14 protein-coding genes are annotated in these 16654 nt (G+C 61.0%); 3 read left to right on the top strand and 11 right to left on the bottom strand.

Annotated features, from left to right (window positions below):
• Window positions 1–57 precede the first annotated feature (57 nt).
• The 10 genes from BLS60_RS08035 to BLS60_RS07990 form a co-directional block, all read right to left on the bottom strand.
• On the bottom strand, window positions 58–1623 hold the full coding sequence (locus BLS60_RS08035; RefSeq protein WP_070880087.1) for a SpoVR family protein: 1566 nt from the start codon (window positions 1621–1623) through the stop codon (window positions 58–60).
• On the bottom strand, window positions 1620–2891 hold the full coding sequence (locus BLS60_RS08030) for a YeaH/YhbH family protein (RefSeq protein ID WP_092366733.1): 1272 nt from the start codon (window positions 2889–2891) through the stop codon (window positions 1620–1622). Before BLS60_RS08030 ends, BLS60_RS08035 begins: the two co-directional genes overlap by 4 nt.
• 65 nt (window positions 2892–2956) lie before the next feature.
• Entirely contained in the window at window positions 2957–4879 is a 1923-nt protein-coding gene (locus tag BLS60_RS08025) for a PrkA family serine protein kinase (protein WP_070880085.1), read from the bottom strand.
• A 491-nt stretch (window positions 4880–5370) separates the two neighbouring features.
• On the bottom strand, window positions 5371–5700 hold the full coding sequence (gene glpE / locus BLS60_RS08020; protein WP_092366730.1) for a thiosulfate sulfurtransferase GlpE: 330 nt from the start codon (window positions 5698–5700) through the stop codon (window positions 5371–5373).
• Window positions 5697–6521 carry a symmetrical bis(5'-nucleosyl)-tetraphosphatase gene (locus tag BLS60_RS08015; RefSeq protein ID WP_092366727.1) on the bottom strand — a complete coding sequence of 275 codons (825 nt, stop codon included), beginning with the start codon at window positions 6519–6521 and terminating at the stop codon, window positions 5697–5699. The genes glpE and BLS60_RS08015 overlap by 4 nt, the downstream gene beginning before the upstream one ends.
• Window positions 6521–6901, bottom strand: a complete 381-nt coding sequence (gene apaG / locus BLS60_RS08010; RefSeq protein ID WP_092366724.1) for a Co2+/Mg2+ efflux protein ApaG — start codon at window positions 6899–6901, stop codon at window positions 6521–6523. The genes BLS60_RS08015 and apaG overlap by 1 nt, the downstream gene beginning before the upstream one ends.
• Before the next feature lie 14 nt (window positions 6902–6915).
• On the bottom strand, window positions 6916–7728 hold the full coding sequence (gene rsmA / locus BLS60_RS08005) for a 16S rRNA (adenine(1518)-N(6)/adenine(1519)-N(6))-dimethyltransferase RsmA (protein ID WP_070880081.1): 813 nt from the start codon (window positions 7726–7728) through the stop codon (window positions 6916–6918).
• Window positions 7729–7850: 122 nt separating this feature from the next.
• Window positions 7851–8864 carry a 4-hydroxythreonine-4-phosphate dehydrogenase PdxA gene (gene pdxA / locus BLS60_RS08000; RefSeq protein WP_092366721.1) on the bottom strand — a complete coding sequence of 338 codons (1014 nt, stop codon included), beginning with the start codon at window positions 8862–8864 and terminating at the stop codon, window positions 7851–7853.
• A gap of 99 nt (window positions 8865–8963) precedes the next feature.
• Window positions 8964–10253 carry a peptidylprolyl isomerase gene (locus BLS60_RS07995; protein WP_092366718.1) on the bottom strand — a complete coding sequence of 430 codons (1290 nt, stop codon included), beginning with the start codon at window positions 10251–10253 and terminating at the stop codon, window positions 8964–8966.
• On the bottom strand, window positions 10240–13005 hold the full coding sequence (locus BLS60_RS07990) for an LPS-assembly protein LptD (protein ID WP_092366715.1): 2766 nt from the start codon (window positions 13003–13005) through the stop codon (window positions 10240–10242). The genes BLS60_RS07995 and BLS60_RS07990 overlap by 14 nt, the downstream gene beginning before the upstream one ends.
• A gap of 124 nt (window positions 13006–13129) precedes the next feature.
• On the opposite strand from BLS60_RS07990, the gene BLS60_RS07985 reads away from it, so the two are divergent.
• Genes BLS60_RS07985 through BLS60_RS07975 form a run of 3 tightly spaced genes read left to right on the top strand, consistent with a single transcriptional unit; the run spans window position 13130 to window position 15583 of the window.
• On the top strand, window positions 13130–14155 hold the full coding sequence (locus tag BLS60_RS07985; protein ID WP_092366712.1) for an aminoglycoside phosphotransferase family protein: 1026 nt from the start codon (window positions 13130–13132) through the stop codon (window positions 14153–14155).
• Window positions 14152–14823 (top strand): N-acetylmuramate alpha-1-phosphate uridylyltransferase MurU, encoded by a 672-nt coding sequence (gene murU, locus BLS60_RS07980; RefSeq protein ID WP_092366708.1) that lies wholly within the window; start codon window positions 14152–14154, stop codon window positions 14821–14823. Before BLS60_RS07985 ends, murU begins: the two co-directional genes overlap by 4 nt.
• A 1-nt stretch (window position 14824) precedes the next feature.
• Window positions 14825–15583: a DnaJ domain-containing protein gene (locus tag BLS60_RS07975; protein ID WP_092366704.1), complete on the top strand. Its 759-nt coding sequence runs from the start codon at window positions 14825–14827 to the stop codon at window positions 15581–15583.
• Window positions 15584–15632: 49 nt separating this feature from the next.
• Here the strand turns inward: BLS60_RS07975 and BLS60_RS07970 are convergent, their stop codons facing one another.
• Complete coding sequence (locus BLS60_RS07970) at window positions 15633–16601, bottom strand: alpha/beta hydrolase family protein (protein ID WP_092366701.1); 969 nt, start codon at window positions 16599–16601, stop codon at window positions 15633–15635.
• Window positions 16602–16654: the final 53 nt, after the last annotated feature.

Raw genomic sequence — 16654 nt, 5'->3', positions numbered from 1 at the left:
CCGCTGCGCCGGAGGCTGTCGTTGCGTGGAGGTACCGGGTCCATCTCGGGCCCGGTTTCAAAGCGGTGGAATGTGCAGGTCGAGGCGTGGGAATTCAGGGTCGGCCGCTTTGTCGCTCTTAGGCGGTACGTGCTGGGTATTGACGATCTGCTCCCCATGCAACGTCTGCAAGTGGATATCGAAACCCCACAGGCGATGCAGATGTTTGAGCACCTCTTCGGTAGAGCTGCCGAGCGGTTTGCGGTCGTGCTGGAAATGCCGCAGGGTCAGGGAGCGGTCACCTCGGCGGTCGATATTCCAGATCTGCACATTAGGCTCGCGGTTGCCCAGGTTGTACTGAGCGGCCAGGGTTTCGCGAATGGTGCGGTAACCGGGCTCGTCATGGATGGCGGGCACGCTGAGTTCGTCTTTCTGATCATCATCGAGAATGCTGAACAGCTTCAAATCACGGATCACCTTGGGTGACAGGTACTGCAGGATGAAGCTTTCATCCTTGAAGCTGGTCATGGCGAATTTCAGGGTGCTCAGCCAGTCGCTGCCAGCGATGTCCGGGAACCAGTGGCGGTCCTCTTCGGTAGGCTCCTCGCAGATGCGACGGATATCCCGGTACATGGCGAATCCCAGGGCGTAGGGATTGATGCCGCTGTAGTAAGGGCTGTCGAATGACGGCTGGAACACTACGCTGGTGTGCGACTGCAAAAACTCCATCATGAAGCCATCGGTGACCAGGCCTTCGTCGTAGAGATCATTCATCAGGGTGTAGTGCCAGAACGTCGCCCAGCCTTCGTTCATCACCTGGGTCTGGCGTTGCGGGTAAAAATACTGGGCGATCTTGCGCACGATGCGGATCACCTCGCGCTGCCAGGGTTCGAGCAGCGGCGCGTGTTTCTCCAGGAAGTACAGGATGTTTTCCTGGGGCTCGGCGGGAAAGCGCTTGCTGTCCTGGTCGCCGGTCTTGCTGGCGCTTTTGGGAATGGTTCGCCACAGGTCGTTGATCTGCCGTTGCAGGTGTTCCTCGCGGTCCTTCTGGCGGCGTCGCTCTTCCTCGGCGGAGATCGGGTAGGGGCGCTTGTAGCGGTCCACGCCATAGTTCATCAGCGCGTGGCAGGAATCGATCAGGTCCTCGACCGCATCGATGCCATGGCGTTCTTCGCACTGGGTGATGTACTGCTTGGCGAACACCAGGTAGTCGATGATCGACGCCGCGTCGGTCCAGGTGCGGAACAGGTAATTGCCCTTGAAAAAGCTGTTGTGCCCATAGCAAGCGTGGGCGATCACCAGCGCCTGCATGGTGATGGTGTTTTCCTCCATCAGGTAGGCGATGCACGGGTCGGAGTTGATCACGATCTCGTAGGCGAGGCCCATCTGCCCGCGGCTGTAGGATTTCTCAGTGCTGAGGAACTGCTTGCCGTATGACCAGTGGTGATAGCCCAGCGGCATGCCGACGGAGGCGTAGGCGTCCATCATCTGTTCGGCGGTGATTACCTCGATCTGATTGGGGTAGGTATCCAGCGCATAGCGCTCGGCGAGGCGGCTGATCTCCCGGTCGTAGTCACGGATCAGCTCGAACGTCCATTCCGACCCGGTGGAGAGGGGCTGACGTTTCTTGCTGCTGGCGTTCATGTCGATAGCCTCCGCTGAAACAGTTCGCGGAACACGGGGTATATATCGCCTGCCGATACCAGTTGCTGCTGTGCGAAGGTTTCGTCGAAGGCTTCGGAGACTCGCTCGTATTCGAACCACAGCGCCTGATGCTCACGTGGGGTGATTTCCACGTAGGTGAAGTATTGGACGAAGGGCATGATCTGCTTGATCAGGATGTCGCGGCACACCGGCGAATCGTCGTTCCAGTTGTCGCCGTCGGAAGCCTGGGCGCCGTAGATGTTCCACTCGTTGACCGGATAACGCTCGGCCATGATCTCCTGCATCATCTTCAGGGCGCTGGAAACGATGGTGCCGCCGGTTTCCCGTGAGTAGAAGAACTCCTCCTCGTCGACTTCCTTGGCGCTGGTGTGGTGGCGGATAAACACCACCTCGATCTTGTCGTAGTTACGCTTGAGAAACAGGTACAGGAGGATGAAAAAGCGTTTGGCGACGTCCTTGGTGGCCTGGGTCATGGAGCCGGATACGTCCATCAGGCAGAACATCACAGCCTTGGAGCTGGGGTTGGGGTGTTTGACCAGCAGGTTGTATTTGAGGTCGAAGGTATCGAGAAACGGCACGCGGTGAATGCGTGCGCTCAGGCGTTCAATTTCTGCCTGGATAAGTTGAATGTCGCCGAAGTTGTCTGGCTCTTCGCGGCGCAGGCGCTCAAGCTCAGCCTTGGCTTCACGCAGCTTTGCACGGCTGCTGCCGGACAGCGCAATACGCCGGGCGTGAGCCGAGCGCAGGGTGCGGATGATGTTGATGCGTGACGGGTTGCCCTCGTTGCTGATGCCGGCGCGAACGGTCTTGAATGTTTCGGCGCCGGTCAGGTGACGTTTGACCAGATTGGGCAGTTCAAGGTCTTCGAACATGAAGTCGAGGAACTCTTCCTGGGTGATCTGGAAGACGAATTCGTCCATGCCTTCGCCGGAGTTACTGGCTTTGCCGGCGCCCTGACCACCGCCGCCACCCTGCGGCCGCGGTATGCGTTCGCCAGCAACGAACTCCTTGTTGCCGGGGTGCACGACGGTCTGCTTGCCGCCACGGCCGTGGTGCAACACCGGCTCATCGATGTCGCGGCCGGGGATGCTGATCTGCTCGCCATGCTCCATGTCGGTGATGGAGCGGCGACTGACCGCCTCTTCCACGGCCTTCTTGATGTGGTCACGGTAACGACGGATGAACCGCTGGCGGTTCACCGTGCTCTTGTTCTTGCCATTCAGGCGACGGTCGATCACGTAGCTCATACAAGCCCTCCGGGCACTGCAGACGTCAGGCCACAACAGCACAGTGGCCCGGCGTCCGAGGCCGCTTACTGCGATTTACGTACGCGCAGATACCACTCGGACAACAGGCGCACCTGTTTCTCGGTGTAGCCGCGCTCGACCATACGGTTGACGAAATCGTTGTGCTTCTGCTGATCCTCCTTGCTGGCCTTGGCGTTGAAGCTGATGACCGGAAGCAGGTCCTCGGTGTTGGAGAACATTTTTTTCTCGATCACCACGCGCAGCTTCTCGTAGCTGAGCCAGGTCGGGTTCTTGCCATTGTTGTTGGCCCGGGCGCGTAGCACGAAGTTGACGATCTCGTTGCGGAAGTCTTTCGGGTTGCTGATGCCGGCCGGCTTCTCGATCTTCTCCAGCTCTTCGTTAAGGGCCACGCGGTTGAGGATTTCGCCGGTCTCCGGGTCACGGTACTCCTGATCCTGAATCCAGAAATCGGCGTACAGCACGTAGCGGTCGAAGATGTTCTGGCCGTATTCGCTGTACGACTCCAGATAAGCAGTCTGGATCTCTTTACCGATAAATTCGATGTAGCGCGGCGCCAGGTATTCCTTGATGAAGCGCAGGTAACGCTCGCGCACTTCGCCGGGAAACTGCTCTTGCTCGATCTGCTGTTCCAACACATAGAGCAGGTGTACCGGATTGGCAGCAATTTCATGGGGGTCGAAGTTGAACACCTTGGAAAGAATCTTGAAGGCGAAGCGGGTCGACAGGCCGTTCATGCCCTCATCGACGCCAGCCGCGTCCCGATATTCCTGAATCGATTTGGCCTTGGGGTCGGTGTCCTTGAGATTCTCGCCGTCGTAGACACGCATTTTCGAATAGATGTTGGAGTTGTCCGGCTCCTTGAGGCGCGACAGTGTCGAGAACTGCGCAAGCATCTTCAGGGTGTCTGGCGCGCAATGGGCGTTAGCCAGCGAGCTACTGATCAACAGTTTGTCGTAGATCTTGATCTCGTCGCTGACGCGCAGGCAGTAAGGCACCTTGACGATGTAGATACGGTCAATGAACGCCTCGTTGTTCTTGTTGTTGCGGAAGGTGTGCCATTCCGACTCATTGGAGTGGGCCAGCAGGATGCCGCTGTAGGGGATCGCCCCCAGGCCTTCGGTGCTGTTGTAGTTGCCTTCCTGAGTCGCGGTGAGCAGCGGATGGAGCACCTTGATCGGTGCCTTGAACATCTCCACAAACTCCATCAGGCCCTGGTTGGCCCGGCACAGCGCGCCCGAATAGCTGTAGGCGTCGGCGTCATTCTGCGGGTATTCTTCAAGCTTGCGAATATCCACCTTGCCGACAAGTGCGGAGATATCCTGGTTGTTCTCGTCGCCCGGCTCGGTCTTGGCGATAGCAATCTGGTTAAGGATCGAAGGGTAGAGCTTGACCACGCGGAACTGGCTGATGTCGCCACCGAATTCGGCCAGGCGCTTGCTGGCCCATGGCGACATGATGCTGCCCAGGTAGCGCCGCTCGATGCCGTAGTCCTCTTCGAGGATCGCCGCATCTTCCGCAGCATTGAACAGCCCAAGCGGTGATTCGAATACCGGCGAGCCTTTGATGGCGTAGAAGGGCACCTTTTCCATCAGTTGCTTGAGCTTTTCTGCCAGCGACGATTTGCCGCCCCCGACAGGGCCGAGCAGATAAAGGATCTGTTTCTTCTCTTCCAGACCTTGGGCCGCGTGGCGGAAATACGACACGATCTGTTCGATGCACTCTTCCATCCCATGGAAGTCGGCGAATGCGGGATACCGGCGGATCACCTTGTTGGAAAAGACCCGTGACAAGCGTGAGTTGTTTGAGGTGTCGACCAATTCCGGTTCGCCAATCGCCATCAGCAGCCGTTCGGAAGCACTGGCGTAGGCGCTGCGATCCTGTTTGCACAGCTCGAGGTACTCTTGCAGCGAGTACTCCTCCTGGCGGGTCGCCTCGAATCGTTGTTGGAAGTGACTGAAAATGCTCATGACTTCACCTCGCTCGATGCTTGGAACCGGCCGGGATCGGTCGAGCGGGTGCATGCAGCTCCGGCGCTTGCGCAACCGGGATGAATCCCCCGAGCACCCCGCAGCTGGTCAGAACCTGGTGGTCAGCCCGTCCGTGGCGTAAGCAGGTTAGGACAGCCGCCGCCGGGTGTGTAACCCGCGGCGTATCGGCTGCCTTCTCCCGCCATGACCAAACATTGCATGGCCTGACTGTCTGCTGAAGGTGGTTACCGATGGCCCGTTCGGCCGATTGGCCGGCTACCTGAATTGGGATGGCCTGAGGTAAGGATAGTTCGGAATCGCCAAGGTCAAGGCGCAATCGACAACCGTAGCGCCATTGCAGCGCTCACGTACCAGCCAAGCCCAGCATCGACGCGGGCTTGGCTGTGGAAATTTTTTATAGCCGGTCGTCGCTTGAAGGCGCTCAGCGGAGGGTCGCAAGCGACATTGGAAAGTGGCGTCGGTGGCGTTTTTCAGTCCGGCTGGCTGGAGGCAGTTTCCTGAGGGAACGTGCTACGCCATAGCTCGAAGCCGCCGTCCAGGCTATATACGTCGGAGAATCCCTGGCCGACCAGGTACGCCGCAGCGCTTTGGCTGGAGTTGCCGTGATAACAGGCGACGATAACCGGCCCATCGAGATCGGCCTTGGCGATGAAATCGGGCAGTGAAAAATTATCCAGGTGCTGCGACCCGCTGATGTGCCCTGCAGCGAAGCTCTGTGGGTCACGAATGTCGACCACCACTGCGCCATTCTCGCGTAGAGCCTGGACTTGCTCCGGGGGGATTCGTTTGAACTCGCTCATATTGTCTCCTCGCTAGCGTCGCAGCGATGGTATTCGCCGTTGTCGATATTCATCAGCGTCATGCTGCCGCCCCACACACATCCGGTATCCAGCGCGAAAACATTCGGCTCGTCGCAGCGCCCCTCCAGCGAAGCCCAGTGGCCGAAAAGGATCTTCTGGCCGCGAGTCTTGCGTTGGGTATGGCTGAACCAGGGTAGGTAGCCGACGGGCGCGGTGCCTAGGCCTTCTTTGCTTTTCAGGTCCAGAGTACCGTCCGGCTTGCAGAAGCGCATGCGGGTAAAGTAGTTGGTGATCACCCGCAAGCGCGTGACGCCCTGCAGTTCCTTGTCCCAGCGGGCCGGCTCGTTGCCATACATGCCATCGAGGAACATCGGGTAGAGCGCGTCATCGCGCAGGGCATGTTCGACCTCCGCTGCCCGTCGGAGCGCCTTTGCGATGTTCCATTGCGGGGGAATGCCGGCATGCACGAGGGCCATATTGCGTGGCTCATCGTAATGCAGCAGCTTTTGCTGACGCAGCCAGTCGAGGAGGTCGTCACGGTCCGGCGCCTCGAGAATTTCGCGCAACGTATCGCCGCGCTTCAAGCGCCCGATATGGCGAGACGCGGCGAGCAGGTGCAGGTCATGGTTGCCGAGCACGCAAACCAGCGAGTCACGCATGCGGTACAGGAAGCGCAGGGTTTCCAGTGACTCAGGGCCGCGGTTGACGAGGTCACCGACCAGCCACAGACGGTCATGCCGAGGGTCGAAAGCGACGCGCTCGAGCAGGCGCTGCAGCGGCTTCAGGCAGCCGTGCAGATCACCAACGGAGTAAGTCGTCATCAGTGCAGGGCACCGGGGACGGCGAGGCGGAAGGGCGCGATGGGGGCGTCGAAACGCTGGCCATCGTCGGCAATCATCTGATAGCTGCCTTGCATGGTGCCCACCTGCGTCGCCATCAGCGTGCCGCTGCTGTAGCTGTGGCTGTCGCCTGGCTCGATCAGCGGTTGCTCGCCGATCACGCCGGCGCCGCGCACTTCCTGAACCTGACCATTGCCATCGGTGATCAACCAGTGGCGCGACAGCAGCTGTGCGGACAGGCTGCCGTTGTTGGCGATGGTTACGTCGTAGGCGAACGCGAAACGGTTCTGCTGCGGCTGTGATTGCTCCGCCAGGTAGCGGGTGACGATGCTGACGTCGATCTGGTAACGAGGGTCGGACATGGGCACTCGGCAAGTCAGGTGAGCGAAGGGGCGGGTTGTTCTGCCAACCGGTCGGCCAGGCGCACAAAGGCGGCCAGATCCAGTTGTTCGGGGCGCAAGCTGCCGTCGACACCGGCTGCTTCTATCTCGCTGGCCGGCAACAGCGCTTTTAGGGTGTTGCGCAAGGTCTTGCGACGCTGATTGAAGGCTTCGCGCACCACGCGCTCGAGAAGCTGGTGGTCCTTGGCTGGGTGTGGCAGCTGTTTGTGCGGCGTCAGGCGGACAATCGCCGAGTCGACCTTGGGCGGCGGATTGAAGGCACCGGGGCCGACGTTGAACAGGTGTTCCACCTGGCAGTGGTACTGCACCATGATCGACAGGCGTCCCCAGTCTCCACCACCAGGGCCCGCTGCGAGGCGCTCGACCACTTCCTTCTGCAGCATGAAGTGCATGTCGCGAATCAGGTGGGCATTGGCCAACAGGTGGAAAATCAGCGGCGTGGAGATGTTGTAGGGCAGGTTGCCGACCACGCGCAGGCTGCCGGGCTCGGCCTCCAGGCGGGAGAAGTCGAACTTCAAGGCATCACCCTGATTCAGGCGGAAGCGCGGCTCGCTGCCGAACTTGGCTTCCAGAATGGGGATCAGGTCAAGATCCAGCTCAATCACATCGAGCTGAGCGCCGCTGTTGAGTAGCCCTTCGGTCAATGCGCCCTGACCTGGGCCAATCTCCAGCAGGTGGTCGCTATCGCGTGCATGGATAGCGCGCAGGATGCGGTGGATCACCCCGGCGTCGTGAAGAAAATTCTGGCCAAAGCGTTTGCGCGCACGGTGTTGGTAAGGCTCGGACATCGGAAAAGCAGCTCCAGGCTTCAAGCTGCAAGCGTCAAGCAAGCGCGTAAAGCGATCAGGCGAAAACCCGCAGTTTAGCAGGGAACGACCACCAAGCGCGTCGCCACTCGCCCACTAGCCGCTCATGGTCGCGCGGACTTCGCCGTGAGACTGCTCTGAGCCATTTCATAGGCGGTCTCCAGCGCGACTTGCAGGCTGCCGCAGTCGATCCGGCCAGTGCCCGCTAAATCCAGGGCAGTGCCGTGGTCCACGGAGGTGCGGATGATCGGTATACCCAGGGTCACATTCACGGCCGCGCCAAAGCCTTTGTACTTGAGTACCGGCAGCCCTTGGTCGTGATACATGGCCAGCACCGCATCGCAGTGCTCCAGATGCTTGGGAGTAAACAGTGTATCGGCTGGCAGCGGACCGATCAGGTTCATCCCTTCGTCACGCAGGCGTTGCAGCGCCGGCTCGATGATGTCGATTTCCTCGCGACCGAGGTGACCGCCTTCACCCGCATGCGGATTCAGACCGCAGACCAGAATGCGCGGAGCCGCGATAGCGAATTTGTCGCGCAGGTCGGTATGCAGGATGCGCGTCACCCGCTCCAGGCGTTCGCTGGTAATCGCACTCGCCACATCCTTGAGCGGCAGGTGGGTGGTCACCAGGGCAACGCGCAGGCCGCGTGTCGCCAGCATCATTACCACTTGCTCGGTCTGCGTCAGCTCGGCGAGAAACTCGGTGTGGCCGGAAAAACTGATTCCAGCATCATTGATGATGCCTTTATGGACCGGCGCGGTGATCAGGCCGGCGAAGTTGCCGTCCAGGCAGCCCTGACCTGCACGGGTCAGAGTCTGCAGTACATAAGCGGCGTTGGCTTGGTCCAGGTGACCCGTTTTTACCGGCCGTGCCAGTGGCGTATCCCAGACATACAGGCTGCCGGCGGGTGCGGGTTGTGCAGGCCAGTCGCCCGGACCTGTTTCGATCAACTTGATAGGCAATCCCAGCTGCATCGAGCGCTCCTTCATCAGCGCTGAACTGGCGATGCAGATCAGTGGATGCGCCTGGCGCTCGCGGGCGAGCAGCAGGCACAGGTCCGGGCCGATGCCGGCGGGTTCTCCGGGAGTGAGGGCGAAGCGCAGGCTAGGGGGCATGATCGGTATCTCGAAGGTAGGGCGCTGGCGATTCTAGCGCAGGCACAAATGAAAAAGCCCGGCATCGGCCGGGCTTCCTGGTGCAGCATCAAGCTGTTGTTACAGCTTGATCTCCACGTAGGCTTCGTCGCGGATCTGGCGCAGCCAGGTCTGCAGCTCTTCCTCGTACTTGCGGTTGCGCAGCAGGTTGAGAGCTTGTTGCTCGCGCATCTGCTCACTGCTGTCGGTGGCGCGACGGCCCATGACTTGCAGCACGTGCCAGCCGAACTGGCTCTTGAACGGCTTGGAGACTTCACCGCTGGCGGTGTTGTTCATCACTTCGCGGAACTCGGGCACCAGCGCGTTAGGGTCGATCCAGCTCAGGCTGCCGCCGTTGAGGGCAGAACCTGGGTCCTCAGAGAAGCTTTTCGCCAGTTCGGCGAAGTCTTCGCCCGCCTGAATGCGTTGATAAAGACGCTCAGCCAGAACCTTGGCTTCATCGTCGCTGCGGATTTCGCTGGGCTTGATGAGAATGTGGCGCACGTTCACTTCGTCACGTACCGCAGCTGACTCGCCGCCACGCTTCTCCAGCACTTTGAGCAGAATGAAACCGCCCGGCGTGCGGATCGGCTCGCTGACATCGCCCACACTCATCGCGCCAAGCATGCTATCGAAAGGTGGCGGCAGCTGAGCGGCTTTACGCCAGCCCATTTCGCCGCCTTCCAGTGCAGTTTCACTGGCCGAGTTGGCAATCGCCAACTGGCCGAAGTCAGCACCCTGGCGCGCTTGCTCATAGATAGCCCGAGCGCGACGCTCAGCCGTCTGCAGTGCATCGGAGGAGGCGTCTTCCTGCACTGGGATAACGATGTTGGCCAGGCGGAACTCTTCGGACAGCTGCATCTTGCCCAGGTCGGAGGCCAGGAAATTCTTCACTTCCTGGTCCGTCACCTGAATGCGTTCCGCCACGCGGCGCTGGCGTACACGGCTAATGACCATCTCGCGAGCGACCTGATCACGAGCCTCGTTGAACGACAGGCCATCCTGTGCCAGTGCTGCACGGAACTGCTCGATGCTCATGCCGTTGCGCTGGGCGATGGTGGTGATGGCCTGGTTGAGCTCTTCGTCGCTAATGCGGATGCCGGAGCGCTCGCCCATCTGCAGCTGAATGTTCTCGATGATAAGGCGATCCAGCACTTGCTGAGTCAGCACATTGGCTGGCGGTACCTCGGCACCGCGCTTGGCGATGGTCTGTTGAACCTCGCGGACGCGGGCGTCGAGTTGGGTTTGCATGATCACGTCGTTATCGACGATCGCCACCACGCGGTTAAGGGGCTGTACCTCGGCATGTGCCGCGGTACCCAGAAACAGCGCGCCCAACAACAGCGGGCGCACGCAATCAGAAAGCTTCATCTTCACGTTTACGATAACCTTGAATGCCTTGGTCGAGGAATGTCTCAACGTTGCTACCCGTCACGCCGCCCAGGCCTTTGAGGACGATCTGCAGGAAGATGCCGGTATCCGGCTCGTCGTTGCGCGAGGGGTTGAGGCTGACCTCGTCGTAGTCGATCCAGTAGCGGTTGATGACGCGCAGTTTCCAGCAGCAGCTGTCGTACTCGAAGCCGCCAAAGGCCTCCAGCGTACGATTGCGACCGTAGTCGTACTGCCAGCGAGAGATCACGCTCCACTGCGGACCGAGCGGCCAGATGACGGAGAAGTCATGCTGACTGATCTTGTAGTAGTCCTTGATGTAGGTGTCGGTGCCTGGCGTTCCGTAATCAGTACCGAAGCCCCAGCGACCGGTACTCTGGTCGTAGTTAAGGGTGTCGTTGCGGTAGCGGTAGCCGGCGTTGACGATCTTGCGTGGGTTATCAGCAGGTTGGTAGTGGAACATCGCGCTGCCGGAGCGGGTGCGGTGAGCATCCGGGTCCCAGTTGAAGTCAGAGGTGAAGCGCCAGTCCTGGTTGTAGCGATACATATATTCCAGGGCGTAGGGCGATACTGACGACTGCGCTTCATCACGGGTGCGGTAGTCGATACCGGGCATCTGTACCTTGCGGTCTTCGAAGTAGAACGCCTGGCCAATGCTGAAACGCTGGCGTTCGAAACCGTTCGGCTCAATCCAGCGGCTGCTCACACCAAGCGAGATCTTGTTCTCGTCACCGATGCGATCCTTGCCGCTGAAGCGATTTTCGCGCCACAGTGAGGCATAGCTGAAACTGCTTTCGCCAGTATCGAATACCGGGATATCGGTCTGGTCTTCCTCGGGCACATAAAGGTAGAACAGTCGAGGCTCCAGGGTCTGGCGAGCTTCACGGCCGAACAGCGAGGTGTTGCGGTCGAAGTACAGGCCGCTGTCGACGCTGAACATGCCGACTCCGCGGTTCTGGCTGCTGCTGTACTGTTCATCGGCGAGCAGGGTATTTTTCCCCTGCTGATCGAGATCCAGATCGTAGTTGGTTTGCAGGTACTTGACTTGAGGCTTGATGAAACCCCATGTCCAGTCCAGCGGCAAACTGACCCCAGGTTCGACGTGCATGCGCGTGCCGTTGGCGCGAGCTATACCTTGGATGTTGGCATCATTCCAAGGGCCTTCATCAATGCCATCCTCATTGGTGAAGTTGCCGCTACGCAGATCGCGGTCAAACCGCACCAGCTCAGTGCCGTAGGTAAAGTTCAAGCCTTGCGGCTCGAACGGCAACTTACCATCGAGCGTGAGCTGTGGCAGGCGGTTATACGGCGTTACATCTGTGATCGTAGCCAGCTCATAGGCGTGAGCGTTAAGCCGCGCCGTATAGCTATCACCACGCCAGGTGAGCGTACCTCGTTGATTTACATAGGTAGACGTCTCGATACCGAGATCAGTCTTCAGGTCCTGAAAATAGTAAGGATCGCTGATGTCGGTGTAATCAACTTCTGCCAGCAAGCGGTCATTGAGCCCCTGCTTATGCTGCCAGCTATACATCCAGCGCTGGTCTTTGTAATCAGATTGGCGCTTGCGATCGTCATTGCTGTCGTCGAGATAAGCAGCCCCAACCTGACCTTCGCTGTTTGGCGTCAGGTAGCGGAACTCGCCTTCCATTAACAGGCCGCGATCGGACATGTACGTCGGGTACAGGGTCGCGTCGAAATTCGGCGCCAGGTTGAAGTAGTACGGTGTCTGCAGGGTCAGTCCGTTGTCGCTCGAACTACCGATGCTCGGCGGCAGAAAGCCGGATTGCCGACGGTCATCGATCGGGAAGTAGATGTACGGTGTGTAGAACACCGGGAAATCCTTGACCCGCAGCGTGACGTTGGTCGCGGTACCGAAGCCGGTGGCCGGATTCAGAGTGATGTTGTTACCCGTCAGGTGCCAAGCGTTGCTGCCCGGTTCACAGCTGGTGTAGGTACCGTCCTTGAGGCGGATGATCGCGGTTTCTTCACGCTTGGCGTAAGCCGCACTGCCACGAATGTGCGCAGCGTGCATCACGTACTCGGCGTTGTCGATGCGCGCCTCGCCATTGTCGAGCTGCAGCTCGCCACGATCACCGACGACCAGTGCACCCTTGTCACGCAAGCGCACATTACCGATCAACTCGCCGCGATTTTCTGCCTGATGCAGGTTGGCTTCGTCAGCCTCGACCTGCATGCCGGCCTGGCGCACGACCACATCGCCCGCGAGCGTGGCGACTTGCTCTTCCTGCTGATAGCGAGAGGCCTTGGCCGATACGAACATCGGCGCTTCGCTCATCGGCGTGGTGTCATTCATGCCCGGGCGGCTCGGCTCAATATAAGCACCGGAGCAGGACGGACCGATCTCGGCCAACTGCGCGCTGGTCAATTGCTCGCGTGGCACCCAGTCGAGGTGACTGTAGTCGGCGCTACGCGACGCCAATGCTCGGCCACCGCTTTCGGTGACTTGCGTTGGCGCGGCCTTGGTCTCAGGCTTGGCAACCGCCGTGCCCGCCGTGCCGGCACTCACCGCATTGCTGCTATGAGTCGGTCGAACAGGCAGATTGGCAGCGCTGGATTTCGGCGCACAGGCCCAGCCGCCAGTTGGCGATGCCTGGCAGTCGAACTGTTCGGCAGCGGTGGCGAATGGACTGGCGAAGGGCTGTAGGGCCAACAGGCCGCCCGTTACCAGAAGCGGGAATTTCTTTCGAAAAGCGGGGTATTTTACTGCCATCTTGTTTTCCGGGCTTCCTGTGCGCTTTTGGCCCAGGGGCCGCACGCCTCTCGATGGGCTGAAAAAGATGCTGGATAATAAAGCATGACCCGCACAACGGCTAGCGCCGTCGGAGACCCTTGTAATGCCTGATCAAGATGTACGTCTGCAACGCCTGCAGCAGTGGCTCGAGCCGCAGTTGCGAGAATTATTCGCCTCCAAACTCTGGGGGGAGGTGCCCCAGGCTGCTTTGCAGCCGGCCAGCAGTGATGCCAGCTTTCGTCGTTATTTCCGCTGGGAGGCCGAGGGTCGCAGCCTGATCGTGATGGACGCGCCGCCGCCGCAGGAGAATTGCCGACCGTTCGTCGATGTTGCCCGCCTGCTGGCGCGCGCCAATCTCAATGTCCCGTATATCCATGCCGCGGATCTTGAACAGGGTTTTTTGCTGCTCAGCGACCTGGGCCGGCAAACGTACCTGGATGTGATCGACGCCGGTAATGCAGACAGCCTGTTCAGCCCGGCCATCGATGCACTGCTGGCCTACCAGCAACTGCCGATGGACACACCGCTGCCGCACTACGATGACGCCTTGCTGCGCCGCGAGCTGCAGCTGTTTCCCGACTGGTATGTTGCCAAGGCGCTGGGTATCACCTTCAATGCCGCGCAGCAGGCCGCCTGGGAACGCATCTGTGCGCTGCTGATCGACAGTGCCCTGGCGCAGCCCAAGGTGTTGGTGCACCGCGATTACATGCCCCGTAACCTGATGATCAGCGAGCCCAATCCCGGCGTGCTGGATTTCCAGGATGCGGTCTACGGTCCGGTCACCTACGACATCACCAGCCTGTTCAAGGACGCCTTCCTCAGTTGGCCGGAAGCGCGCGTGCGCAGCTGGCTCGAAGGCTACTGGCAGCAGGCCCGGGTCGCCGGCGTGCCCGTGCACGGCGATCTGCAGGACTTCCTGCGTGCCAGCGACCTGATGGGTGTGCAGCGCCATCTCAAGGTGATCGGCATTTTCGCGCGCATTTGCCACCGTGACGGCAAGCCCCGCTACCTGGCTGATGTGCCTCGGTTCTTCACCTATATAGAGGCAGTGCTCGAGCGGCGGCCGGAGCTGGCCGAACTGGGCGAGTTGATCGACCAGCTCAAGCGCGCGTCAGAGGCTGCGCAATGAAGGCCATGATCCTCGCGGCGGGCAAAGGCGAGCGCCTACGACCGCTGACCCTGCATACGCCGAAGCCCTTGGTGCGCGCGGCGGGCGTGCCGCTCATCGAGTATCACCTGCGAGCGCTGACGCGGGCGGGGTTCACGGATGTGGTGATCAATCACGCCTGGCTGGGCCAGCAGATCGAGGATTATCTCGGCGATGGCGAGCGTTTCGGCCTGCGTATCCAGTACTCGCCGGAGGGCGAGCCGCTGGAAACCGGTGGCGGGATCTTCAAGGCGCTCCCTTTGCTGGGTGCGGAGCCGTTTGTGGTAGTCAACGGCGACATCTTCACCGACTACGATTTCGCCAACTTGCGGCGGCCATTGCAGGGTCGCGCGCATCTGGTGCTGGTGGACAACCCGCCCCATCACCCGAGCGGGGATTTCCTGCTGCAGGACGGGCAGGTCGCGGATGCCGTGGCAGGCCACGCGAGCCTGACCTACAGCGGTATTGCCGTGCTCAATTCGATGCTGTTCGCGGGCATCCAGCCGGGGGCGTTCAAGCTTGCGCCGCTGCTGCGTTCGGCCATGGCCGCGGGGGCGGTGAGCGGTGAGCGTTTCGCCGGTCGCTGGGTGGATGTCGGCACTCATGAGCGGTTGGCCGAGGTCGAACGCCTGCTCCGGGACGAGGCCTGAAATGTACTGGCCCCTGACGTTGCTCGGCGCCGTGGCAGGCTATGCGCTGGCGAGTATTCCTGGCCTGTTGCTCGGTGGCTTGCTGGGGCAGGTGCTTGACCGGCGCCTTGGCCTGCGCGGCTGGCGCGCGCTGGGTGAACGCTTGCGCAGTCGGCCGGCGGTGGACGATGAGCAGCTGTTGTTCGTGATGCTGGGTCGCCTAGCGAAAAGTGACGGTGTGGTGCAGCAGGCGCATATCCGTCAGGCGCGTGCCGAAATGCAGCGACTGTCTGCTGGTGAGGCGGGTAAGGCTGCTGCCATCGAGGCCTTTTCCCGCGGCAAGACCGGTCAGGACAACCTGCGTGGCGCCCTGCAGCGTCGACGTAGCGATGCGGATGCGCTGCTACGCGCCTGCTGGCGCATGGCCTGGGCGGACGGGCGGGTCGGGCAGGCCGAGCGCGAGCTGATTCTGTTATGGGGCCAATGGCTGGGTGTTTCGGCGCAGTCGCAAGAAGCGCTCAATGCCGCTTACTCACCCCGTCGAGGCCCGCCGACCGCAGCGCCGGACAGCTACCAGCAGGCGCTGCGCCTGCTGGGTGTGACCGCCGACAGCGACGCGCAGCAGATCAAGAAGGCCTACCGGCGGCTGCTGAGTCGTCATCATCCGGACAAGTTGGCCGGCAGCGGTGCCGCGCCCGATAAGGTCCGCGAAGCCACCGAGAAAACCCGCGAGCTACACAACGCCTATGCCCTGATCCGCCAGCGTCAGGGCTTCCGCTGAGTGCAGTGTCACTCATATGGGATAGCAGGGGCGGAGGCGAGACGGGCGTCTACTTGTTGCCGCCGGTCTGCTTGTCGAGCCAACCGCGCAGGCGACGGAACAGCTGCTCCTCGCCGACTGCGGGGTTGCCTGGTAACGCATCCAGGCCAACCTGCACGAAGGTGGGTTGCTTCTGCCGTTGACTGAGCTGCTTGCGCTGCAGTGCCGCCTCACGTGCTGTCACGCTGTCCCGGTAGTAGAAATCACCCACGCTTGCGGTGATTTGTGCCAACAGGTCATTGATCGGCGACGCGAAGCCTTCTGGCTGGCGGATGTCCACCAAGAGCAAATGGGTAATGGTCGCCGGCTTGCGCTCGGCCATGTAGCGGGTAGCCCAATAGGCGCCGCTGCCATGCCCCAACAGCACTACGCTTTTGGCCTGTTGCTGCTCGGCAAAGGCGATGCCGGCGTCGATGCGGGCGAACACCCGCTCGACATGAGCGGCACGCACGGCCTCGGCGCTGGGGGCTGACTCGACTGGTGGCGCCGGTTCGGCGGCTGCGGCTGCTTCTGGCGATTGCTCGGCGGTGGCTTCAACCTTGGCTGCTGGCGGCTCGGCGACCCGCACCGGCAGGCTGGCGCCTTGCGGATCAGGCAGGCTGAGGCTCAGGCTGTGCCAGCCGGCATCCGGCAGTTTGTGCCGCAGTGGGCCAATGGTCCGCGGCGCATCGGCGTTTTCCTCATCGCCCGGCAGCAAAATCACCGCACCCTTGGGCGCCGGGTCGTTGGCCGGCAACCAGAGGGCGAGAAATGGCGCTCCGGCGGCATCCAGACGCTGTTGCTCAGCGGCCGCCAGCTGACGTTCGAGCGCCAGCGCCTCGAGTTCGCTGCGCTCGGCCAGCGGCGCACGCTGCTCGACAGCGGCATCATCTTTCTTGCCTGTTTCGGTCGCTGGAGGCTGCTCGCCCGCTGTAGCCAGGGCAGTGCTCAGCAGCGTCAGGCCCAGCAAGTGGCGGGGCGAATATCGAAAGCGCGTCATCGTGTTGCCCGAATAATGGATGGTGATGAGCCTAGGGGCTGTTGGCGTTGCAG

This window comes from Phytopseudomonas seleniipraecipitans (assembly GCF_900102335.1).
GTDB lineage: Bacteria > Pseudomonadota > Gammaproteobacteria > Pseudomonadales > Pseudomonadaceae > Aquipseudomonas > Aquipseudomonas seleniipraecipitans.
This window is presented reverse-complemented; position numbering and strand designations above follow the sequence as displayed.